Raw genomic sequence first — 22,405 nt, 5'->3', positions numbered from 1 at the left:
CCTTGCAGACGAAGGGCGACCCCTTGGTCGCCCTTCCTACAAGGGGGCTATGAAATCCCTGATGGGAGGAAATCGACATGAGTGACGCTTCGGCAGATGCCAGGCGGCCGCAGGAGTTCGAGAAGGTTCTCTCGGGCAGCGACACGTCAGTGGCCAGCTTCGATACGCATACAAGGTCGCCAATCGAGAAGATCCAGCATTTCCTGCACTCCAATCCCGCGGCGGTGCCGCTGATCGTGCTGGTTACCTCGGTCGCGCTGTTCGGCCTGATCATCGGCGGCAAGTTCTTCTCCGCCTTCTCGATGACGCTGATCCTGCAGCAGGTGGCGATCACCGGCATCATCGGCGCCGCCCAGACGCTGGTCATCCTGACCGCCGGCATCGATCTCTCCGTCGGCGCTATCATGGTGCTGTCGTCTGTGGTCATGGGGCAGTTCACGTTCCGATACGGCCTGCCGCCGTCGCTGGCGATCCTGTGCGGCTTCGCCGTCGGCGCATTGTGCGGCTGGATCAATGGCGTGCTCGTCTCCTACATGAAGCTGCCGCCCTTCATCGTCACGCTCGGCACCTGGCAGATCGTGCTCGCAACGAATTTCCTCTATTCGGCCAACGAGACGATCCGCGCCCAGGACATCGAGGCCCAGGCTCCGATCCTCCAGTTCTTCGGGGCCAATTTTCGGCTCGGTAATGCGGTCTTCACCTATGGTGTCGTCGCCATGGTGCTGTTGGTGGCCGTCCTCTGGTACATCCTGAATCACACCGCCTGGGGCCGGCATGTCTATGCCATTGGCGACGATCCCGAGGCCGCCCAGCTTTCCGGCGTGCGTGTCAACAGGGTGCTGATTTCGGTCTATGTCATCTCCGGCCTGGTCTGCGCGCTCGGCGGCTGGATGCTCATCGGCCGCATCGGCTCGGTGTCGCCGACGGCAGGCCAGTTCGCCAACATCGAATCCATCACTGCGGTGGTGATCGGCGGCATCTCGCTGTTCGGCGGACGCGGCTCGATCCTCGGCATGCTGTTCGGCGCGCTGATCGTCGGCGTGTTCCAGCTCGGCCTGCGCCTCATCGGCACCGATCCGCAATGGACCTATCTGTTGATCGGCACCCTCATCATCATCGCGGTCGCAATCGACCAGTGGATCAGAAAGGTTGCAGGCTGATGGCTACCGAACCTCTTCTCACCGCCCGTGGGCTGGTCAAGCGCTATGGCCGCGTCACTGCCCTCAACAATGCCGACTTCGATCTCTATCCGGGCGAAATCCTGGCTGTGATCGGCGACAACGGCGCCGGCAAGTCGTCGCTCATCAAGGCGATCTCAGGCGCGGTCACGCCCGACGAAGGCGAGATCCTGCTTGAAGGCAAGCCGGTCCACTTCAAGTCGCCGATGGAGGCGCGCGACGCCGGCATCGAGACGGTCTACCAGAATCTCGCTTTGTCGCCGGCGCTGTCGATCGCCGACAACATGTTCCTCGGCCGCGAGATCCGGAAGCCCGGCATCATGGGCAACTGGTTCCGCATGCTCGACCGGGGCGCGATGGAAAAGCGGGCGCGCGAAAAGCTGACCGAACTTGGCCTGATGACCATCCAGAACATCAGCCAGGCTGTCGAAACGCTGTCCGGCGGCCAGCGTCAGGGTGTGGCGGTGGCACGCGCGGCTGCCTTCGGCTCCAAGGTGGTGATCATGGACGAGCCGACGGCGGCCCTTGGCGTCAAGGAAAGCCGGCGCGTGCTCGAACTGATCCTCGACGTCAAGCGGCGCGGCCTGCCGATTGTCTTGATCTCGCACAACATGCCGCATGTCTTCGAGGTCGCCGACCGCATCCATATCCACCGCCTCGGCCGCCGGCTGACGGTCATCGATCCGAAGGAATACTCGATGTCCGATGCGGTGGCTTTCATGACCGGCGCCAAGGCGCCGCCGGAAGCGGCCATCGCTGCCTGACCGGCCGGCCTAAACCTGGGGGTCTCCGCTCGCGAGATCCCCCTGTCTCCGCGTCGTGAGATATTGACGCGGAGATTTAAATCGATTGAGATCGCATTCGGAATAGCTAACATGCGTGTGGGAGGACAGGTGTCGGCAAGGGAGGCAGAAGAACGGTGGCCGAACAACATGCGAGAGGCGAGATGACCCGCGCAGTGACCCCCAAAATCCCCGAACCGCCGCTTGGCGATACCAGCCCCGAGGCCCTGGCTGCCGAAATCCTCAGCGCGCTGAAGTACCGGCTCGGCAAGGACGCCACGGTTGCGACCGACTATGACTGGCTGACCGCATCGATCAAGGTGGTGCGCGACCGCATCGTCGACGAGTGGATCTCCTCGACCAAGGAGGCCTACGACCAGAGCGCCAAGCGGGTTTATTACCTCTCGCTGGAGTTCCTGATCGGCCGGCTGATGCGCGACGCCTTCTCCAATCTCGGCCTGATGGACGCGATGCGCCAGGCGCTGGCCTCGCTCGGCGTCGAGTTCGATGTCATCGCCAGGCTCGAGCCCGACGCGGCACTCGGCAATGGCGGTCTCGGCCGGCTCGCCGCCTGCTTCATGGAAAGCATGGCGACCGTCGACATTCCGGCCCATGGCTACGGCATTCGTTACGCCAACGGCATGTTCCGCCAGGAAATCCATGACGGCTGGCAGGTCGAACTGCCCGAGACCTGGCTGGAACACGGCAATCCCTGGGAATTCGAGCGCCGCGAACGCGCCTTCGAGGTCGGCTTCGGCGGTTCGGTCGAGTCGATCACCGCACCGGATGGACGGCTCGAACGCCACGTCTGGAAACCGACCGACCGCGTGCTGGCGGTTGCCTACGACACCCCCGTGGTGGGTTGGCGCGGCGCGCGCGTCAACACGCTCAGGCTGTGGTCTGGCATGCCGCTCGATCCGATCCTGCTCGACAGGTTCAATGCCGGCGACCACATCGGTGCGCTGGCCGAAAGCAATAAGGCCGACGCGCTGTCGCGCGTGCTCTATCCCGCCGACTCGCACAAGGAGGGGCAGGAGCTCAGGCTGCGTCAGGAGTATTTCTTCTCGACGGCCTCGCTGCAGGACATCCTGCAGCGCCACATCAGCAAATATGGCGACCTCATCTCCTTGCCCGACAAGGCGGCGATCCACCTCAATGACACCCATCCCGCCGTCGCCGTGCCCGAGCTGATGCGCCTCCTGATGGATGTCCATGGCATGGATTTCGACACCTCCTGGGACATCACCAGGCGGACCTTTGCCTACACCAACCATACGCTTTTGCCGGAAGCGCTCGAAAGCTGGCCGGTGCCGCTGTTCGAGCGGCTTCTGCCGCGCCACATGCAGATCGTCTACGCCATCAATGCCGAGGTTCTGCTCGAAGCCAGGGCGACCGGCCGCTTCAATGGCGAGCAGATCAGCCGTATCTCGCTGATCCAGGAGAATGGCGAGCGCCGCGTCCGCATGGGCAATCTTGCCTTCGCCGGCTCGCACAGCGTCAACGGCGTCTCGGCACTGCACACCGAGCTGATGAAGGAAACGGTGTTTGCCGACCTGCACAGCCTCTATCCCGACCGCATCAACAACAAGACCAACGGCATCACGCCGCGGCGCTGGCTGATCCAGTGCAATCCCGGCTTGACCGGCCTGGCGCGCGAAGCCATCGGCGACCGCTTCCTTGACGACATCGAGGCGATCCGCGAGCTCGACGGCTTTGCCGGAGATGCCGCGTTCCGCGACAAGTTCGCCGCCGTCAAGCGCGCCAACAAGGTGCGGCTGTCGAACCTCGTCGCCGAGCGGCTGGGCATCAAGGTCGATCCGTCGGCGCTGTTCGACATCCAGATCAAGCGCATCCACGAATACAAGCGCCAGCTGCTGAACATCATCGAGGCGGTGGCGCTCTACGACCAGATCCGCTCGCATCCCGAGCGCGAATGGATGCCGCGGGTGAAGTTCTTCGGCGGCAAGGCGGCACCGAGCTACCACAACGCCAAGCTGATCATCAAACTGGCCAATGACGTCGCCAGGGTGATCAACAGCGATCCATCGGTGCGCGGGCTGCTCAAGGTCGTCTTCGTGCCGAACTACAATGTCAGCGTCGCCGAGATCCTGATGCCGGCGGCCGACCTGTCGGAGCAGATCTCGACGGCGGGCATGGAGGCATCCGGTACCGGCAACATGAAGTTCGCGCTCAACGGCGCGCTCACCATCGGCACGCTCGACGGCGCCAATGTCGAGATCAAGGAGCATGTCGGCGACGACAACATCTTCATCTTCGGCCTGACCACCGAGGAGGTTGCCCAGCGCCGCAACAGCTCCTACCAGCCGGCGGCGGTGATCGACGGTTCGCCTGAACTCAAGCAGGCGGTCGCTGCGATTTCCTCAGGCGTGTTCTCGCCCGACGACCCCGCGCGCTACCGCGAGCTGATGGACGGGCTCTACCAGCACGACTGGTTCATGGTCGCCGCCGACTTCGATTCTTATGCCGCTGCCCAGCGCCAGGTCGACACTGTCTGGCGCGACAGCCCGGACTGGTACGCGCGCGCCATTCGCAATGTCGCGCGTGTCGGCTGGTTCTCTTCGGACCGGACAATCCGTCAATATGCCAAAGAAATCTGGAACGTACCGGCCTGATGTGATTGCATGAACTGACCTCGCCGAAGAAACCCTGGGAGGGGACACCAAGACATGCTGAAGCCCGGCGCGGCCGCCGAAACGAAACCGGAGCTCGACAGAGCCACGGACGGCGATATCGAGGCGATCGTGAACGGCACCCATGGCGACCCGTTCGCGGTGCTCGGGCTCCAGCAGTCGGGCAAGGGCTTTCTTGCCCGTTGTTTCATCCCGCATGCCGAGACCGTCACCGCCCACACGATTGAAGGCAAGGCGTGCGGCGATCTTGCCCGCCGCAACGATGCCGGTTTCTTCGAAGGCAAGCTGTCGATCCGCAAGCGCCAGCCGCTGCGTTATCTGGCAAAAAATGCCGGCGGCGACTGGTGGGTGACCGATGCCTACAGCTTCGGCCCGGTGCTCGGGCCGATGGACGACTACTTCATCTCTGAAGGCTCGCATCTCCGCCTGTTCGACAAGCTCGGCGCGCATCTGATTACGCATGAAGGCGCTGACGGCGTGCATTTCGCCGTCTGGGCGCCCAACGCGCACCGGGTTTCGGTGGTCGGCGACTTCAACGACTGGGACGGCCGCAGGCATCCGATGCGCCTGCGCCAGGACACCGGCATCTGGGAGATCTTCGTGCCCGACATCGGTCCGGGCCGGCCCTACAAGTTCGAGCTGATCGGGTCCCGCGGCGTCAGGCTGCCGCTCAAGGCCGATCCGTTCGCCATCCGCTCGGAACTGCGCCCGGCAACCGCCTCTGTGACCGACATGCCGCCCGCGCATGAATGGGGCGATGCCGCGCACCGGGCCCACTGGAAAGCGGCTGACCATCGGCGCGAGCCGATCAGCATCTATGAGGTCCATGCCGGCTCATGGCAGCGCCGCGACGACGGCAGCTTCCTGTCGTGGGACGAGATGGCCGACCGGCTGATCCCCTATGCCGTCGACACCGGCTTCACCCATATCGAGTTCCTGCCGATCTCGGAACATCCCTACGACCCGTCCTGGGGCTACCAGACGACGGGGCTTTATGCGCCGTCCGCCCGCTTCGGTGAACCCGAAGGTTTTGCCCGCTTCGTCGACGGCGCCCATCGTGCCGGCATCGGCGTCATCCTCGACTGGGTGCCGGCGCATTTCCCCGTCGACGAACACGGACTGGCGCATTTCGATGGCACAGCACTCTACGAGCATGCCGACCCGCGCCAGGGCTTCCATCCCGACTGGAACACCGCGATCTACAATTTCGGCCGGCGCGAAGTGGTGTCGTTCCTGGTCAACAACGCCCTGTTCTGGGCAGAGAAATACCATGTCGACGGGCTGCGCGTGGATGCGGTCGCCTCGATGCTCTATCTCGACTACTCGCGCAAGGAAGGCGAGTGGATCCCCAACGAGTTCGGTGGCCGCGAGAACCTGGAGTCGGTGCGTTTCCTGCAGAAGATGAATGCGGCTGTCTATGGCGCCCATCCCGGTGTGATGACCATCGCCGAGGAATCGACCTCCTGGCCCAAGGTGTCGCAGCCGGTGCATGAAGGCGGGCTCGGCTTCGGCTTCAAATGGAACATGGGCTTCATGCATGACACGCTGGAGTACCTTGCCAAGGAGCCGGTGCATCGCAAGCATCATCACAACGAGATCACCTTCGGGCTGCTCTACGCCTTCAGCGAGAATTTCGTCCTGCCGCTGTCGCATGACGAGGTCGTGCATGGCAAAGGCACGCTGCTCGCCAAGATGGCCGGCGACGACTGGCAGAAGTTCGCGACTTTGCGCGCCTACTATGCCTTCATGTGGGGTTATCCCGGCAAGAAGCTCCTGTTCATGGGCCAGGAGTTTGCCCAGCGCGCGGAATGGAGCGAGGCAAGGGCGCTCGACTGGAACCTGCTCGACTTCGCCCCGCATCGCGGTGTCTGGCAGCTGGTGCGTGATCTCAACCAGCTCTACCGCTCGCGCCCGGCGCTGCATGCCCGCGACTGCGAGCCCGAAGGCTTCGAGTGGCTGATCGTCGACGATGCCGCGAACTCCGTCTTCGCCTGGCTGCGCAAGGCGCCTGGCGCTGCACCCATCGCCGTCATCTCGAGCTTCACGCCGGTTCTGCGCGACGGCTATCGCGTGCCGCTGCCAAAGCCAGGCACATGGCGGGAAATCTTCAACTCCGACGCGCTGGACTATGGCGGGTCGGGCAAAGGCAACAGCGGCATGGTCACCGCGCACCCGACGGATGGAGGAGGGGCAGCGGCTGTGCTGCTTCTGCCGCCGCTCGCGACGATCATGCTCGAATTTGTGGCGGACTGAGCAGGGAGGATGGCATGGAACTGAAGAGAAACCAGCCGCTGGCGCGCGATGCCATGGCCTATGTGCTTGCCGGCGGGCGCGGCAGCCGGCTCAAGGAACTGACCGACCGGCGCGCCAAGCCCGCGGTCTATTTCGGCGGCAAGACCCGCATCATCGATTTTGCGCTGTCCAATGCGCTGAACTCGGGCATTCGCCGCCTCGGCGTTGCCACCCAGTACAAGGCGCATTCGCTGATCCGCCACCTGCAGCGTGGATGGAACTTCCTCAGGCCGGAGCGCAACGAGAGTTTCGACATCCTGCCTGCAAGCCAGCGCGTCTCCGAAACGCAGTGGTATGAAGGCACAGCGGATGCGGTCTACCAGAACATCGACATCATCGAGGCTTACGGCCCCGAATACATGGTCATCCTCGCCGGCGACCACATCTACAAGATGGATTACGAGCTGATGCTGCGCCAGCACGTCGACGCCGGCGCCGACGTCACCGTCGGCTGCCTCGAGGTGCCGCGCATGGAGGCGACCGGCTTCGGCGTCATGCATGTCGACAAGAAGGACAACATTATTTCCTTCATCGAAAAGCCGGCCGATCCGCCCGGCATCCCCGACAAGCCGGACTATGCGCTGGCCTCGATGGGCATCTATGTCTTCAAGACCAAGTTCCTGATGGAGCAGTTGCGCCGCGACGCCAACGAACCGGAATCGAGCCGCGACTTCGGCAAGGACATCATTCCCTACATCGTCCAGCACGGCAAAGCCGTCGCCCATCGTTTCGCCAAGTCCTGCGTGCGCTCGAGCATGGAAGGCGAGGCCTACTGGCGCGACGTCGGCACCGTCGACGCCTATTGGGAAGCCAATATCGACCTCACCGACATCACGCCCGAACTCGACCTCTATGATCGCGACTGGCCGATCTGGACCTATTCGGAACTGACGCCGCCGGCCAAGTTCGTCCATGACGAGGACGGCCGGCGCGGGTCCGCCATATCGTCACTGGTCTCGGGCGACTGCATCGTCTCGGGCGCCTCGCTGAAGCGCAGCCTGATCTTCACCGGCGCGCGCATCAATTCCTATTCGACGCTCGAGGATGTGGTGATGCTGCCGGCCTGCTATGTCGGCCGCAATGCGCGGCTCAAACGGGTCGTCATCGATCATGGCGTCCAGATACCGGAGGGACTTGTCGTCGGTGAGGATCCGGTGCTCGACGCCAAGCGTTTCCGCGTCTCGGAAAAAGGCATCTGCCTGATCACCCAGGACATGATCAACAGGCTGGAGTCGTAACCGGTGCAGGTGCTTTCGGTCACGCCCGAGATCTTCCCGCTGATCAAGACCGGCGGGCTGGCCGACGTCACCGGCGCCTTGCCGGCGGCACTTGCCGGGCTCGGCGTCGCCACCCGCAGCCTGGTGCCGGGTTATCCCGTGGTGATGAACGCGCTGAAGAAGAAAAAGACGGTTCATCACTACCCCGCCTTGCAAGGCGGCAAGGCAGCGCTCCATTCAGCCGAGATCGCCGGCCTCGACATGCTGGTGCTCGACGCGCCGCATCTGTTCGACCGGCCCGGCGGACCCTATGGCGACGTCACCGGTGCCGATTGGCAGGACAATTGGCGGCGCTTTGCAGCACTCGGCCGTGTCGGCGCCGACATCGCTGCGGGTGTGGTCAAGGACTACAGGCCCGACATCGTGCACGCCCATGACTGGCAGTCGGCGATGACGCTTGCCTATATGCGTTATGGCGAGGCGGCTGATGTGCCGTCTGTCATGACGGTGCACAACCTCGCCTTCCAGGGGCAGTTCGGCGCCAGCATCTTTGCCGGCCTCGGCCTGCCGCAGCAGGCGATGGCGCTCGACGGCGTCGAATATTATGGCGGCGTCGGCTTCCTCAAGGCCGGCCTGCAGGCAGCGTGGGCGATCACCACCGTCAGCCCGACCTACGCCCAGGAAATTCGCACTCCGGCCTTCGGCATGGGGCTCGACGGGCTGATCAACCTGCGCTCGCCCGACCTTTACGGCATCGTCAACGGCATCGACGACGACATCTGGAACCCGGAGACCGACACCCATCTTGCGGCCACCTACACGTCCAAGAGCCTGAAGGGGCGCAAGGCCAACAAGCGGGCGATCGAAGAGCGCATGACGCTCGATCGTGACGACGGTCCGATCTATTGCGTCGTCAGCCGCCTGACCTGGCAGAAGGGCATCGACATTCTTTCGACCATCATCGATCCGGTGGTCGCCTCCGGCGCGCGGCTGGCGATACTGGGCTCGGGCGATGCCGGGCTGGAAGGCGCGCTTCTCGCCGCTGCCGCCCGCCATCGCGGCCGTGTCGGCGTCGTCATCGGTTATGACGAGGGCCTGTCGCATCTGCTGCAGGGCGGCGCCGACGGTATCCTGATCCCGTCGCGTTTCGAGCCATGCGGCCTGACCCAGCTTTATGGCCTGCGTTATGGCTGCGTGCCGATCGTCGCGCGCACCGGCGGGCTGGCCGATACCGTCATCGACGCCAACGAGGCAGCGGTTGCGGCCGGCGTCGCCACCGGTTTCCAGTTCGCGCCCGAAGACGCCGGCGCCTTCCACCACGCCATATCGAGGGCCAATGCGCTGCATGCCGAGCCGGCAGTCTGGGCGGCAATCCAGAAGCAGGGCATGAAGTCGGATGTATCCTGGGACCGCAGCGCCCAGAAATATGCCGCACTTTACCGCATGCTTCTCTCAAAAAGGGATGCCTGAATGATTCGCACCGTCGCCACCACGCCCTATACCGACCAGAAGCCCGGCACGTCGGGCCTGCGCAAGAAGGTGCCGGTCTTCCAGCAGCCGAACTATGCCGAGAACTTCATCCAGTCGGTGTTCGATTCGCTCGAAGGTTTCGCCGGCAAGACGCTGGTCGTCGGCGGCGACGGCCGCTTCTACAATCGCGAGGTGATCCAGAAGGTCATCGCCATGGCGGTGGCCAACGGCTTCGGCCGCGTCGTTGTCGGGCAGGGCGGCATCCTGTCGACGCCGGCGGCCTCCAACCTGATCCGCAAACGCAAGGCCTTTGGCGGGCTGATCCTGTCGGCCAGCCACAATCCCGGCGGCCCGCACGAGGATTTCGGCATCAAGTACAATGCCGAAAACGGCGGTCCTGCGCCGGAGAAGATGACCGATGCGATCTATGCCCGCAGCAAGGTCATTTCGGCCTACAGGATCGCCGACATCGGCGCTGTCGATCTCGACAAAACAGGCACCTTCGAGGTCGGCGGCATGAAGGTCGAGGTCGTCGACCCCGTCACCGACTATGCCGAGTTGATGGAGACTTTGTTCGATTTCGACGCCTTGCGCGCCCTGTTCAAGTCGGGCTTCCGCATGCGTTTCGACGCCATGCACGCGGTGACGGGCCCCTACGCCAAGGAGATCCTCGAGCGCCGCCTCGGCGCTGCCGAGGGCACCGCCCGCAACTTCGTGCCGCTGGAGGATTTCGGCGGCCACCATCCCGATCCGAACCTGGTCCACGCCAAGCATCTCTATGACGAGATGATGGGGCCTGATGCGCCTGATTTCGGCGCCGCTTCGGACGGCGACGGCGACCGCAACCTGATCATCGGCCGCGGCATCTTCATCACGCCGTCGGATTCGCTGGCGATGCTGGCGGCCAACGCCCATCTCGCGCCGGGCTACAAGGCCGGCCTCAAGGGCATCGCCCGCTCGATGCCGACCAGCGGTGCCGCCGACCGGGTTGCCGAGAAGCTCGGCATCGGCATGTACGAGACGCCGACCGGCTGGAAGTTCTTCGGCAATCTGCTCGACGCCGGCATGGCGACGATCTGCGGCGAGGAGAGTGCCGGCACCGGTTCAGACCATGTCCGCGAGAAGGACGGGCTGTGGGCGGTGCTTTTGTGGCTCAACATTCTTGCCGTGCGCGGCGAGAGCGCCAAGGACATCGTCGCCAAGCATTGGGCGACCTATGGCCAGAACTATTATTCGCGCCATGACTATGAAGAGGTCGAGACCGACAAGGCCAATGCGCTGGTCGACGCCCTGCGCGGCAAGCTGGCGTCGCTGCCGGGAACCAGCGTTCAGGGCATGAAGATCGCCAGTGCCGACGACTTTGCCTACAACGATCCTGTCGACGGCTCGGTGAGCAGGAACCAGGGCATCCGCGTGCTGTTCGAAGGCGGTTCGCGTGTCGTCTTCCGCCTGTCGGGCACCGGCACCTCGGGCGCCACCTTGCGCGTCTATATCGAGCGCTACGAACCCGATCCGGCGCGGCACGGGCAGGACACGCAGGCCGCACTTGCCGACCTGATCAAGGCCGCCGACGACATCGCCGGCATCCGCAGCCACACCGGCCGCGACAAGCCGAGCGTGATTACGTGAAATGGTCGATTTCGGCTGAGCTCCCCCCTCGTGGGGGAGATGTCCGGCAGGACAGAGGGGGGCAACGTAGAGCGCTTTCCTCCGACGTTTGCCGGACGAGCCTGCTCCCTGTCCGGAGAGGTCGCGATCCTTCGCGCCCCCCTCTGTCCTGCCGGACATCTCCCCCACAAGGGGGGAGATTGGCTGGCCGCACCGGTGCTGCCCGATGATCCAGGGTCGCAGCACCCCGGCTCTCGGCGCGACGGTAACCGATGACGGTATCCGTTTTGCCGTCTGGTCCGGCGCCGCCGAACGCATCTGGGTGTCTGTCTACGACGCCGACGGCAAGGCGGAGACGGCCCGGCTGGAAATGCCCCGCAGTGACGACGGCGTTTTCGCCCTTGATGTCCCGGGACTGGGCGCAGGCACCCGCTACGGCTTTCGCGCCGACGGGCCATATGCGCCCGACAATGGCTTGTGGTTCGATCCCGACAAGCTGCTGGTCGATCCTTATGCGCTCAGGCTCGACCGGTCCTATCGCTATGACGGCCGGCTTGCGGCCCCGAGGGGGCAGGGCGGCGACAGTGCCGGGCTGATGCCTAAGGCTGTGGCCGAGAGGCTGCCCATCGTGCCGCACGCAGCATCGGCGTTTCGGCCGGGCGGGTTGATCTACGAGGTGCCGGTCCGCGCCTTCACCCTGCGCCATCCCGATGTGCCCAAGCGCCTGCGCGGCACCATCCGGGCGCTGGCCGAGCCTGTCATCATCGACCATCTGTTGAAGATCGGCGTGTCGGCGGTCGAGCTGATGCCGGTGACGGCGACGATGGACGAACGCCACTTGCCGCGCCTCGGCCTCAGCAATGCCTGGGGCTACAATCCGGTGACCTTCATGGCGCTCGACCCGCGCCTGGCGCCCGGCGGCCTGGCCGATCTCAGCGAGACGACGGCGGCACTGCATGCCGCCGGCATCGGCGTGATCCTCGACCTGGTCTTCAACCACACCGCCGAAAGCGATGAATTCGGGCCGACCCTGTCGCTGCGCGGCTTGGACAATGGCGCCTACTATCGTCCGGCGGTCGACGATCCCGGCCGTTATGCCAACGACACCGGAACCGGCAACACGCTCGCCTGCGACCATCCGGTGGTCGGGGAACTCGTGCTCGATAGCTTGCGGCATTTCATCGTCCACGCCGGCATCGACGGCTTCCGCTTCGATCTCGCGCCGGTGCTGGGGCGGGTCGGCGGTGAATTCAGTGCTGACGCACCGTTGTTGCAGGCGATGCGGCGGGACCCCGTTATCGGCGACCGCGTCCTGATCGCCGAACCCTGGGACATCGGCCACAACGGCTACCGGCTTGGCGGCTTTCCCCCGGAGTTTCTCGAATGGAACGACCGCTACCGCGACGACGTCAGGCGTTTCTGGCGCGGCGACCGCGGTTTGGTCGGCGCGCTGGCGACACGGCTCGCCGGATCCTCCGACAGCTTCGGCGGCGGGGCGCAGACGCGGACGGTGAACTTCATTGCCGCCCATGACGGCATGACGGTCGCCGACCTCGTCCGCTACGAGCGCAAGCACAACGAGGCCAATGGCGAACACAACCACGACGGCCACAACGAGAACTTTTCCTGGAACAACGGCGTCGAGGGCGAGAGCGGCGATCCCGAGATATCGGCCGAGCGCAGTCGCGATATCAGCGCCTTGCTGGCGACGCTGTTTGCCTCGCGCGGCGCCATCATGCTGACGGCGGGAGACGAATTCGGCCGGAGCCAGCGCGGCAACAACAATGCCTACGCCCAGGACAACGAACTGACCTGGCTCGACTGGGCCGAGCGTGACGTCGCCCTGGAGGACTTCGTTGCTGAACTTGGCAAGCTGAGGCGAGAGGTGCCGGCGCTGGCGCAAGTCGGCTTCCTCAGCGGCGCAGTCCCTGATGGCGCGCAGGTGGCGGACGTCGAATGGCTGACCGAGGCCGGCCGGGCGATGAGCGACGCCAACTGGCATGAACCCGACCGTCACCGCCTGACGATGCTTCTGGGCAATGGTGCCGCAGAGGGCGGCCGGCTTGCCGTCATGATCAACGGCGCGCGGCGCGATGTCCATTTTGCCCTGCCTGCGCGTTCGGCCTTCGAATGGCGACAGGCGATGGCCGGGGCACATCCGGGCGGCGGGCGTTTTGCCGTGCCGGCGCGCAGCGTTTCATTTGCGATCGAACGGCCTCAGGCCGAAAGCCCAGGAGATCAGCCATGACCCAGCAATCCGGTGCCGACTGGTGGCGCGGCTGCGTCATTTACCAGGTCTATCCGCGCTCGTTCCAGGACAGCACCGGCGACGGCAGCGGCGATCTCGCCGGCATCACCAGGCGCCTGCCGCATATCGCCTCGCTGGGCGTCGATGCGGTCTGGCTGTCGCCCTTCTTCAAGTCGCCGATGGCCGACATGGGCTACGACGTCTCCGATTATTGTGACGTCGATCCGATGTTCGGCACGCTCGCCGACTTCGACGCGATGATATCGGAGGCGCACCGCCTCGGGCTGAAGATCATCATCGACCAGGTGCTGTCGCACTCGTCCGACAAGCATCCCTGGTTCGTCGAAAGCCGGATGAGCCGCGACAATCCCAAGGCCGACTGGTATGTCTGGGCCCAGCCCAAGCCCGACGGCACCGCGCCGAACAACTGGCTGTCGATCTTCGGCGGTCCGGGCTGGGAGTGGGATTCGACGCGCAAGCAATATTACCAGCACAATTTCCTCGCCTCGCAGCCGGATCTCAACTTCCACAATCCCGAAGTGCAGGCAGCGCTTCTGGAAACGGTTCGCTTCTGGCTCGATCGGGGGGTCGACGGCTTCCGGCTCGACACGGTGAATTTCTACGTCCACGACAAGTGGCTGCGCGACAACCCGCCCTTGGCGAAAAGCGTTGCCGGCGAGAACGAGGAAGCCAATCCCTACGAGTACCAGGACCATCTGTTCGACAAGACGCGGCCGGAAAACATCGCCTTTCTCGAGCGCTTTCGCGCCGTGCTCGACGAATATGGCAGTCGCAGTTCGGTCGGTGAGGTCGGCGACGGCGAGCGCTCGCTGCAGACGGTGGCGGCCTACACCTCGGGCGGCGACAAGCTGCATATGTGCTACACATTCGACCTGCTTGGCCCGAAATTCTCCGCCGCCCACGTCCGCAAATGCATTGCCGATTTCGAGGCGGCGGTGACCGACGGCTGGGTCTGCTGGGCCTTCTCCAACCATGACGTCATCCGCCATGTCACGCGCTGGACGCGGCCCGGCGGCGACCCGGAGGCGGTGGCCAAATTCTCCATTGCCCTGCTTGCCTGCCTGCGCGGTTCGATCTGCATCTACCAGGGCGAGGAGCTTGGTCTTGAAGAAGCCGACGTTGCTTTCGAAGACTTGCGCGATCCTTACGGCATCCGCTTCTGGCCGGGTTACAAGGGCCGCGACGGCTGCCGCACGCCGATGGTGTGGGAGGCCCAGGCAGAGCAGGGTGGCTTCTCCGACGGCAAGCCCTGGCTGCCGATTTCGGCTGCCCATCGTGCCCTGGCGGTCGACCGCCAGCAGCGCGACGCGGAATCAGTTCTGTGTCGTTACAGGGCGGTGCTCGCGGCGCGCAGGACGCTTCCGCCACTTATCCACGGCTCGATTGAGCTGCTGGAAACCAAGGGCGACGTGCTCGCTTTCCTGCGTGAGGAAGGGGCCGAACGGCTGCTGTGCGTGTTCAATTTTTCCGAGAAAGCGGCGTCATGGCCAGTTCCGGCAAGGCTTGGCGGCTTGAGCCCGGTGCCGTTTCCCGGAGCTTTGGGTGAAGTCGAAAAAGACCGTATCACCTTGGCGCCGCTCGATTACTTTATCGGGCGCTTAGTTTGAACTCGCTCAAGTTGACTTTAGGTGAGCACGAGTCGTGTTGAAAATAAAAATTGTCGTGTCTAGTGTCAGCCACCGCTGGCGGTAGGGAGCTGCCGGCTCGCTCAACGAAACCGGACAGATCCGGCATTCGGGCGCTAACCAGGCGAGGCCGTGTTTACGGGGAACACGCCTATTTGGGAGAAGTAACACATGCTGAAGAACATGCTGAAAGCGACAGTGTTCGCTACGACGCTTGCGCTGTCTGCTGGAGCGTTGTCCGTTCCGGCTTTTGCGGAGGTCGTCTTCAATCGCGGCAATTCGGCCGATCCGGAATCGCTGGATCCGCACAAGACATCGACGGTCTATGAAGCCCACATCCTGCGCGACCTGTTCGAAGGTCTTGTCATGCAGGACCAGAATGCCGAAATCATTCCGGGTGCAGCCGAGAGCTGGACCGTTTCGGACGACGGCACCGTCTACACCTTCAAGCTCCGTCAGGGCGCTACCTGGTCGGATGGCAGCCCGGTTACCGCCGAAGACTTCGTCTACTCCTTCCGCCGCCTCGAGGATCCGGCCACCGGCGCCGAATATGCTTCGATGCTCTATGTCGTGAAGAACGGCGAAGAAGTGAACACCGGCAAGGCCAAGCCCGAAGAACTCGGCGTCAAGGCAGTCGATGCCAACACCTTCGAAGTGACCCTCAAGGCACCGACCCCATACTTCCTCGAAATGCTGACGCACCAGTCGACCTATCCGGTCAACAAGGCCGCCATCGACAAGCTCGGCGCCGATTGGATCAAGCCGGGCAACCTGGTTTCCAACGGCGCGTTCACGCTCGCTGAATTCGTCCCGAACGATCACATCAAGCTGGTCAAGAACCCGAAGTTCCATGACGCCGCCAATGTGAAGCTCGACGCCGTCAACTACTTCCCGACGGAAGACCGCTCGACCGCCATCAAGCGCTTCGAGGCTGGCGAACTCGACAGCAACGACGATATCCCGACCGAGCAGATGGCTGACCTGAAGGCCAAATTCGGCGATCAGCTGCGTATCGGCGCCTATCTCGGCACCTACTACTACGCGATCAAGACGGACAAGGCGCCGTGGGACAATGTCGAGCTGCGCAATGCAGTGTCGATGGCCATCGACCGCGACTTCCTGGCCGAGAAGGTCTGGCAGAACTCGATGATCCCCGGCTACTCGATGGTGCCGCCCGGTATCGAAGGCTACACTTCGGCACTGGCGACCTTCGCCGACAAGTCGCAGATCGACCGCGAGGATGAAGCCAAGAAGGTTCTCGAGAAGCTCGGCTACGGCCCCGACAAGCCGCTGAAGATGGAAATCCGCTACAACACGTCGGAGAACCACAAGAACACGGCAGTCGCGATCCAGGAGCAGCTCAAGCCGCTCGGCATCGAGGTGACGCTGCTCAACACCGACACCAAGACCCACTACGGTCATCTCGAGCAGAAGGGTGACTTCGACGTCGCTCGTGCGGGCTGGATTGCCGACTACAAGGATCCGGAAAGCTTCCTCGGCATCTCGCGCAAGGCTTCCGGCAACAACTACTCGAACTACAATAGCCCAAAGTTTGAGGAGGCCATGAACAAGGCAGCCGCCGCTGGCGGCAAGCCGGAAGAACGCCTGAAGGAAATGGCGGCAGCAGAACGCATCTTGATCGATGATGTCGGCCAGATCCCGCTGCTCTACTACAGCTACAAGAACCTCGTTTCGCCGAAGATCAAGGGCTTCGACGAGAACGTCATGGACGTTCATCCTTCACGCTTCGTCAGCAAGGACTAGTCCCGGCTCTGCCGCCGCCCCTGAAAAAGGGGGCGGCGGTCCCGGCTAACCTGCGAAGGCGTGGTAGCTATGTTTCTCTATGTATTCAGGCGGCTTCTGACCGCCATTCCGACGATGTTCGTCATCGTCACGCTGGCCTTCTTCCTGATCCGCGTCGCTCCGGGCGGCCCATTCAATCAGGAGCGCGGACTCAGTCCCGAGATCAAGGCCAATCTTGAGGCCCAATTCGGTCTTAATGATCCGATCTGGCTGCAATACGTCAACTATCTCAAGAACCTGCTGCACGGTAACTTCGGGCCCAGCTACAACCTGCCTGACTTCACCGTCACCGAGCTGTTCGCCAATGGCCTGCCGATCTCGGTTCAGCTGGGCCTGTCGGCTCTTGTCCTGGCGCTTGCCGTCGGAACGGTGCTTGGTATCGTCGCAGCCCTCAACCAGAACAAGCTTGGCGACTATTCGGTGATCGCACTCGCCACTGCAGGCAGCACGATCCCGACCTTCGTCATTGCCCCTGTGATCCAGCTGCTGTTCGGCCTGACCTGGAAGCTGCTGCCGATCGGCGGTTGGGGCGATGGGGCATGGATCAACAAGATCGGCCCGATCCTGACTTTGTCACTGCCGCAGATCGCCATCGTGGCGCGCCTGATGCGCGGTTCGATGATCGAGTCGCTGCGTTCCAACCACATCCGGACGGCGCGTGCGCTTGGCCTGTCCGACTGGTCGGTGGTGGTCAAACACGCACTGCGTGGCGCTGTCCTGCCCATCGTGTCTTATGCGGGCCCGGCGGCGGCGGCATTGCTCACCGGTTCGATCATCGTCGAGACGATCTTCGCCATTCCCGGTATAGGCCGCTACTTCGTCGATGCGGCACTCAACCGCGACTACACGCTGGTCATGGGCACGGTGGTGGTGATTGCGCTGTTTACGATCGCCTTCAACCTGATCGTCGACATCCTCTATGCCTTCTTCGATCCGCGGGTCCGCTATGACTGATACAGCCATTTCAGCGCCCGTCGTCGGGCGATCGCTCTGGGGCGATGCGTGGGCACGCCTCAAGGCCAACAAGGCTGCGATGTTCAGCCTTTTCTACCTGATCGCCATGGCGACCGTCTGCATCGTCGGACCGTTCTTCGTGCCGCATCAGTACACGACGATCTACGCCGACTATGTCCGGACGCCGCCAAGTCTCTCGGCCTATCCCAAGCCGGAAATGATCGAGACCGCCATGAACGACGCCGTCAAGCGCATGCGTGTCGACGTCAAGGAATGGCGCCAGGAAGGCGAACGGGTGTTCATCACCGTGACGTCGAGCAAACCGCTCGACGAGCGCAACATCCGCTATCTCGACCGTTCCGACACCTTCGACGACGGCAAGCTCGAAAGCACCTCTGCCGATGGGCTGACGGCGGTGATGAGCGCCTCGATCAAGCAGCAGTACTTCCTGTTCGGCACCGACAACACCGGCCGCGACCTGCTGTCGCGAACGCTGATGGCGGGCCGCATCTCGCTGGCGATCGGCCTTCTGGCCGGCATCGTCGCCGTGGTCATCGGGGTCATCTATGGCGCCACTGCCGGCTTCATGGGCGGCAAGACCGACGAGGTGATGATGCGCATCGTCGACGTGCTCTATTCGCTTCCCTTCATCTTCTTCGTCATCATGCTGGTCGTCTTCTTCGGGCGAAACTTCGTGCTGATGTTCCTGGCTGTGGGGGCGGTGTTGTGGCTCGACATGGCGCGCATCGTGCGTGGCCAGGCCTTGTCGATCCGCCGGCAGGAATACGTCCAGGCGGCCGAAGCGCTCGGCGTCCGCTCTCGCGGCATCGTGCAGCGTCACGTCATCCCCAATCTGCTTGGACCTGTCGTCATCTACATGACGCTGCTGGTGCCGCAGGTCATCATCCTGGAGAGCTTCCTGTCGTTCCTGGGGCTCGGCGTGCAGGAGCCGATGACGAGCTGGGGCGTGCTGATCTCCGTGGGCGCCAAGAACATCGGTACCGCCAACTGGCTGCTGTTGTTCCCGGCCTTCTTCCTGGTCTCGACGCTGTTCGCGCTGAACTTCATCGGCGACGGCCTGCGTGACGCTCTCGATCCGAAGGACAGGTGAGATGGCTGGAGAAACAATCCTATCGGTCAAGGACCTGCGCGTCCGCTTCCGCACGCTCGACGGCGTGGTGGAGGCGGTGAAGGGCATCCACCTTCACGTCGACGCCGGCGAGACGGTTGCCGTGGTCGGTGAATCCGGCTCCGGCAAGAGCCAGACGATGATGGCGGCGATGAGCCTGCTGGCATCCAATGGCGAGGCCACAGGCGCTGTCGACTACCGCGGCAAGAACCTGCTGACACTCGGCAAATCGGAACTCAACAAGGTCCGTGGCCGCAAGATCAGCATGATCTTCCAGGAGCCGATGACCTCGCTCGATCCGCTCTACACCATCGGCAACCAGCTGATGGAACCGATCCGCAAGCATCGCGGCTTGAGCGGGGCGGCAGCGCGCGCCGAAGCCCTCAGGCTGCTCGAACTGGTCAAGATTCCCGACCCCGAGCGGCGCCTGAAATCCTATCCGCACGAAATGTCGGGCGGCCAGCGCCAGCGCGTGATGATCGCCATGGCGCTGGCCAACGACCCCGACATCCTGATCGCCGACGAGCCGACCACTGCACTCGACGTGACGATCCAGGCGCAGATCCTGACCCTGCTGGCCGAACTGCAGCGCAAGCTCGGCATGGCCATCGTCTTCATCACCCATGACCTCGGCATCGTCCGGCGCTTTGCCGACCGTGTCTATGTCATGCGCTATGGCGAGGTGGTGGAGGAGGGCAAGGCCGACGAGCTGTTTGCCAATCCGCAGCACGACTACACCAAGATGCTGCTGGCAGCCGAGCCGACCGGTCGTAAGGCGCCGCCTGCCGCCAATGCGCCGATCCTGCTCGAAGGGCGCAATGTCGAGGTCGAGTTCAAGATCGGCGGCGGCTTCCTTGCCGGCCCGCCGATGCTATTGCGGGCGGTCGACCGCATCTCGATCATGCTCAAGCAGCGCCAGACGATCGGCATCGTCGGTGAATCGGGATCGGGCAAGTCGACGCTGGGCCGGGCTCTGCTCCGGCTGTTGCCGAGCCAGGGAACGATCCGCTTCGGCAACAAGGATCTGTCCAAGGCCGACCGTGCCGACATGCGCCCGCTGCGGCGGGAGCTTCAGCTCGTTTTCCAGGATCCGTTCGGCTCCTTGTCGCCGCGCATGACGGTGGGCCAGATCATCACCGAAGGCCTTCTGGTGCACGAGCCGTCGCTGTCGTCCAAGGAACGCGACAACAGGGCGGTGGAGGCCCTGCGTGAAGTCGGGCTATCCCCCGAAACACGCAACCGCTATCCGCACGAGTTCTCCGGCGGCCAGCGCCAGCGCATCGCCATTGCGCGCGCGATGATCCTCAAGCCCAAGGTCGTCGTGCTCGATGAGCCGACCTCGGCGCTCGACCGATCGGTGCAGAAGCAGATCGTCGAGCTTTTGCGCAAGCTGCAGGCCGACCACGATCTGTCCTACCTGTTCATCAGTCACGATCTGGCCGTGGTGCGCGCCATGTCGGACTACATCATCGTGATGAAGCAGGGAAAGATCGTCGAGGAGGGGCCGACCGAGGAGATCTTCGGGGCGCCGCGTGAAGCCTACACCAAGACCCTGATGGCGGCGGCGATCGACGAGACGAAGTTCCGCCAATCGGCCTGACGGTTTGGCAGCCTGACGGCTTTGGCAGGCCACAGCCTGGTGAAAAACAGCAACAGGCCCGGAGACGTCAGTCTCCGGGCCTGTTCGCGTTCAGAGCACCAGAACGGAGCGGCCGCAGTTGACGCCGTGAACCCGCACATCGGCTTCGCCGACCTTTACGCCGACCAGCGTCAGGACGTTGTAAAGCAGCCCGTCGATGGGGGCGGTCACGCCTGACAGCAGCCCGACGATGGCGGTCTTGACCGCGGCGTCTGTCGGCACGAACAGGCCGAGGCCAAGGCCCAGCACCTTGAGATCGACATCCAGCGTCAGCCCGCTCAACAGCGAGGCGGTCAGCGACTGCGTCAGGTTGCGTGTCGACACCGACTTGACCCGGCGTGCGTCGATGTCGCTCTTGTTGAACGTAAGGGCCTGCGGCGTCATGTTGCCGATCCGCACATTCGCGGCACCCTTGACGTCGACGGTCAGCACGTTGAGGCCGACCGGGTTGAGCTTGACCAGCTGCGCGGGCTGCACCACGGGCCTCTTGGTAAAGACCCTGAGTTCCTCCGGGTTGATGTCGCCGAGCCAGATCTCGGCGACGCCGGGCTGGGCGTCGACCGTGACGATCGCGCTTGCCGGCTTGCCGGTGGGACAGGAAACGCTTTTCAACTGGGCCTCGGCATAGGCCAACTCGACATAGAGCGGCACGCGCACCGACCCGCCCAGCACGCTGTCGACCAATCCCCCGGTGCCGCCAACGGTGACGACGAGTTGCAGCCTTGTCTGCGCCGTACGCACGATCTTGCCCGGCTCGCCGACCGCAAACCAGCTGTATCCTTGCGGTGGTTCGCCGATGGCGACGTTCAGCTTGACGCCGAGCAGACCCGGCACGCCGGCGCCAAGGTCGACGGCGACCTGGTTCTTGCCGTTGGCGATGGCGGCTGCAGCGCTGACCAGTTCCATGATGCCGACATCGGCGTCCAGCCCGGCGGCGCCACGACCCGTCGACAGTTTGCCGATCGCGCCGAGGTCGATGTAGTTCTTGAGCGGTACCTTGAGCGAACCGGGGATGTGAGAGCCCAGAAGTTTGTTCAAGGCGATGTCGGCGTCCCTGTCCTTGTTGACCGTTGCCAGAGCCGACAGTATCTGCCCGACGCTCGCTTCAGCCTGCAGCACCTCATTGTAGGTACCCGCCGTCAGGTTCAATCCGGTTTTCAGCGCATCGATGAACTGCAGCGCGTTGACGTCGGCCCCCAGTAGCGCGTTGTAGTCCATCACATTGAGCGAAAGCGTCGTACCCAGCAGGCCGCCAAGAAGGCTGTTGAGCAGGCCGCCATTGAGGCTGGCAAGCCTGGAGCCCACGGAGAAGGCGGCTTCCGCCGGCGCGGTCGCGACCGCTGTGGTGACAATCTTGCGCTCACCGATCAGCGCATTGGCGAAAAAGGTCGTGCCGTCCTTGGAATAGGTGACGCGCACGGCGTTTGGCGGCGCTGCACCGACGACGAAGCGCGCGTCGACTGCGACAGTGGGGTCGGCGGCATAGCGCCCCTTTTCGACGAGCACGCGCTTGTAACCGACAGTGAGTGTTTGAGGGGTGGAGCCGTCAACCAGGACGACGTTGTTCTGACGATTGTTGTTGAACACCTTCAGCACCGCGGCATCGGCCTTGGCGATGTTGCCGGCGGCATAGATTGCTGCAAGATCGGTAATCGACTGGGCTTCGCGGCGCTCGACATAAAGCGAGCCTTCGTCGACTGCCAGTGCAGCCGTGGCAAGGCCGATCGGCAGCGACAGCGCGAACATGGTCGCCATGTTGCCTTTTCGCGCGCGCCGGAACTCGGACAG

Annotated in this window: 14 protein-coding genes; 13 read left to right on the top strand and 1 reads right to left on the bottom strand. The window is 63.7% G+C overall.

The window, feature by feature from the left end; genetic code table 11:
• The first annotated feature begins 77 nt into the window (after nt 1-77).
• The 13 genes from H5P29_RS24610 to H5P29_RS24550 all read left to right on the top strand — a co-directional run bounded on the left by H5P29_RS24610 (nt 78) and on the right by H5P29_RS24550 (nt 20,578).
• The gene (locus H5P29_RS24610) at nt 78-1,160 is read left to right on the top strand and encodes an ABC transporter permease (protein WP_067964434.1); all 1,083 of its coding nucleotides are present in this window, start codon (nt 78-80) and stop codon (nt 1,158-1,160) included.
• A complete protein-coding gene (locus H5P29_RS24605; RefSeq protein ID WP_067964432.1) occupies nt 1,160-1,942 on the top strand; it encodes an ATP-binding cassette domain-containing protein in 783 nt (260 codons plus the stop codon). The genes H5P29_RS24610 and H5P29_RS24605 overlap by 1 nt, the downstream gene beginning before the upstream one ends.
• A gap of 182 nt (nt 1,943-2,124) precedes the next feature.
• Nucleotides 2,125-4,593 (top strand): glycogen/starch/alpha-glucan phosphorylase, encoded by a 2,469-nt coding sequence (locus tag H5P29_RS24600; protein WP_067964431.1) that lies wholly within the window; start codon nt 2,125-2,127, stop codon nt 4,591-4,593.
• A gap of 54 nt (nt 4,594-4,647) precedes the next feature.
• The gene (gene glgB / locus H5P29_RS24595) at nt 4,648-6,864 is read left to right on the top strand and encodes a 1,4-alpha-glucan branching protein GlgB (protein WP_154385968.1); all 2,217 of its coding nucleotides are present in this window, start codon (nt 4,648-4,650) and stop codon (nt 6,862-6,864) included.
• A 14-nt stretch (nt 6,865-6,878) separates the two neighbouring features.
• Entirely contained in the window at nt 6,879-8,141 is a 1,263-nt protein-coding gene (gene glgC, locus H5P29_RS24590) for a glucose-1-phosphate adenylyltransferase (RefSeq protein ID WP_067964427.1), read from the top strand.
• Between the two features lie 3 nt (nt 8,142-8,144).
• Nucleotides 8,145-9,590 carry a glycogen synthase GlgA gene (gene glgA, locus H5P29_RS24585; protein ID WP_067964425.1) on the top strand — a complete coding sequence of 482 codons (1,446 nt, stop codon included), beginning with the start codon at nt 8,145-8,147 and terminating at the stop codon, nt 9,588-9,590.
• Complete coding sequence (locus H5P29_RS24580; RefSeq protein ID WP_067964423.1) at nt 9,591-11,219, top strand: alpha-D-glucose phosphate-specific phosphoglucomutase; 1,629 nt, start codon at nt 9,591-9,593, stop codon at nt 11,217-11,219.
• Nucleotides 11,220-11,424: 205 nt separating this feature from the next.
• The gene (gene glgX / locus H5P29_RS24575; RefSeq protein ID WP_154385967.1) at nt 11,425-13,446 is read left to right on the top strand and encodes a glycogen debranching protein GlgX; all 2,022 of its coding nucleotides are present in this window, start codon (nt 11,425-11,427) and stop codon (nt 13,444-13,446) included.
• On the top strand, nt 13,443-15,074 hold the full coding sequence (locus tag H5P29_RS24570; RefSeq protein ID WP_154385966.1) for an alpha-glucosidase family protein: 1,632 nt from the start codon (nt 13,443-13,445) through the stop codon (nt 15,072-15,074). Before glgX ends, H5P29_RS24570 begins: the two co-directional genes overlap by 4 nt.
• 189 nt (nt 15,075-15,263) lie before the next feature.
• Complete coding sequence (locus tag H5P29_RS24565) at nt 15,264-16,856, top strand: peptide ABC transporter substrate-binding protein (RefSeq protein ID WP_067964419.1); 1,593 nt, start codon at nt 15,264-15,266, stop codon at nt 16,854-16,856.
• A 69-nt stretch (nt 16,857-16,925) separates the two neighbouring features.
• Nucleotides 16,926-17,849 (top strand): ABC transporter permease subunit, encoded by a 924-nt coding sequence (locus tag H5P29_RS24560; protein WP_067964417.1) that lies wholly within the window; start codon nt 16,926-16,928, stop codon nt 17,847-17,849.
• A complete protein-coding gene (locus tag H5P29_RS24555; RefSeq protein ID WP_067964415.1) occupies nt 17,842-18,960 on the top strand; it encodes an ABC transporter permease in 1,119 nt (372 codons plus the stop codon). Before H5P29_RS24560 ends, H5P29_RS24555 begins: the two co-directional genes overlap by 8 nt.
• A gap of 1 nt (nt 18,961) precedes the next feature.
• Nucleotides 18,962-20,578 (top strand): ABC transporter ATP-binding protein, encoded by a 1,617-nt coding sequence (locus H5P29_RS24550; protein WP_067964413.1) that lies wholly within the window; start codon nt 18,962-18,964, stop codon nt 20,576-20,578.
• A 90-nt stretch (nt 20,579-20,668) separates the two neighbouring features.
• Here the strand turns inward: H5P29_RS24550 and H5P29_RS24545 are convergent, their stop codons facing one another.
• Nucleotides 20,669-22,372 (bottom strand): pilus assembly protein TadG-related protein, encoded by a 1,704-nt coding sequence (locus H5P29_RS24545; protein ID WP_185910190.1) that lies wholly within the window; start codon nt 22,370-22,372, stop codon nt 20,669-20,671.
• Nucleotides 22,373-22,405 lie beyond the last annotated feature (33 nt).

The organism is Aminobacter sp. MDW-2 (assembly GCF_014250155.1).
In the GTDB taxonomy this organism is placed as follows: domain Bacteria; phylum Pseudomonadota; class Alphaproteobacteria; order Rhizobiales; family Rhizobiaceae; genus Aminobacter; species Aminobacter ciceronei.
The sequence above is the reverse complement of the archived record's forward strand: the minus strand, read 5'-3'. Positions and strand labels throughout refer to the sequence as shown.

Bases quoted from the DNA above. Each gene is read 5' to 3' on its own strand.
- H5P29_RS24580 (WP_067964423.1), top strand. From the start codon at position 9,591: ATGATTCGCACCGTCGCCACCACGCCCTATACCGACCAGAAGCCCGGC.
- H5P29_RS24565 (WP_067964419.1), top strand. From the start codon at position 15,264: ATGCTGAAGAACATGCTGAAAGCGACAGTGTTCGCTACGACGCTTGCG.
- H5P29_RS24550 (WP_067964413.1), top strand. From the start codon at position 18,962: ATGGCTGGAGAAACAATCCTATCGGTCAAGGACCTGCGCGTCCGCTTC.
- H5P29_RS24555 (WP_067964415.1), top strand. From the start codon at position 17,842: ATGACTGATACAGCCATTTCAGCGCCCGTCGTCGGGCGATCGCTCTGG.
- H5P29_RS24610 (WP_067964434.1), top strand. From the start codon at position 78: ATGAGTGACGCTTCGGCAGATGCCAGGCGGCCGCAGGAGTTCGAGAAG.
- H5P29_RS24570 (WP_154385966.1), top strand. From the start codon at position 13,443: ATGACCCAGCAATCCGGTGCCGACTGGTGGCGCGGCTGCGTCATTTAC.
- H5P29_RS24600 (WP_067964431.1), top strand. From the start codon at position 2,125: ATGACCCGCGCAGTGACCCCCAAAATCCCCGAACCGCCGCTTGGCGAT.
- H5P29_RS24545 (WP_185910190.1), bottom strand. From the start codon at position 22,372: ATGGCGACCATGTTCGCGCTGTCGCTGCCGATCGGCCTTGCCACGGCT.
- H5P29_RS24560 (WP_067964417.1), top strand. From the start codon at position 16,926: ATGTTTCTCTATGTATTCAGGCGGCTTCTGACCGCCATTCCGACGATG.
- glgB (WP_154385968.1), top strand. From the start codon at position 4,648: ATGCTGAAGCCCGGCGCGGCCGCCGAAACGAAACCGGAGCTCGACAGA.
- glgC (WP_067964427.1), top strand. From the start codon at position 6,879: ATGGAACTGAAGAGAAACCAGCCGCTGGCGCGCGATGCCATGGCCTAT.
- H5P29_RS24605 (WP_067964432.1), top strand. From the start codon at position 1,160: ATGGCTACCGAACCTCTTCTCACCGCCCGTGGGCTGGTCAAGCGCTAT.
- glgX (WP_154385967.1), top strand. From the start codon at position 11,425: ATGATCCAGGGTCGCAGCACCCCGGCTCTCGGCGCGACGGTAACCGAT.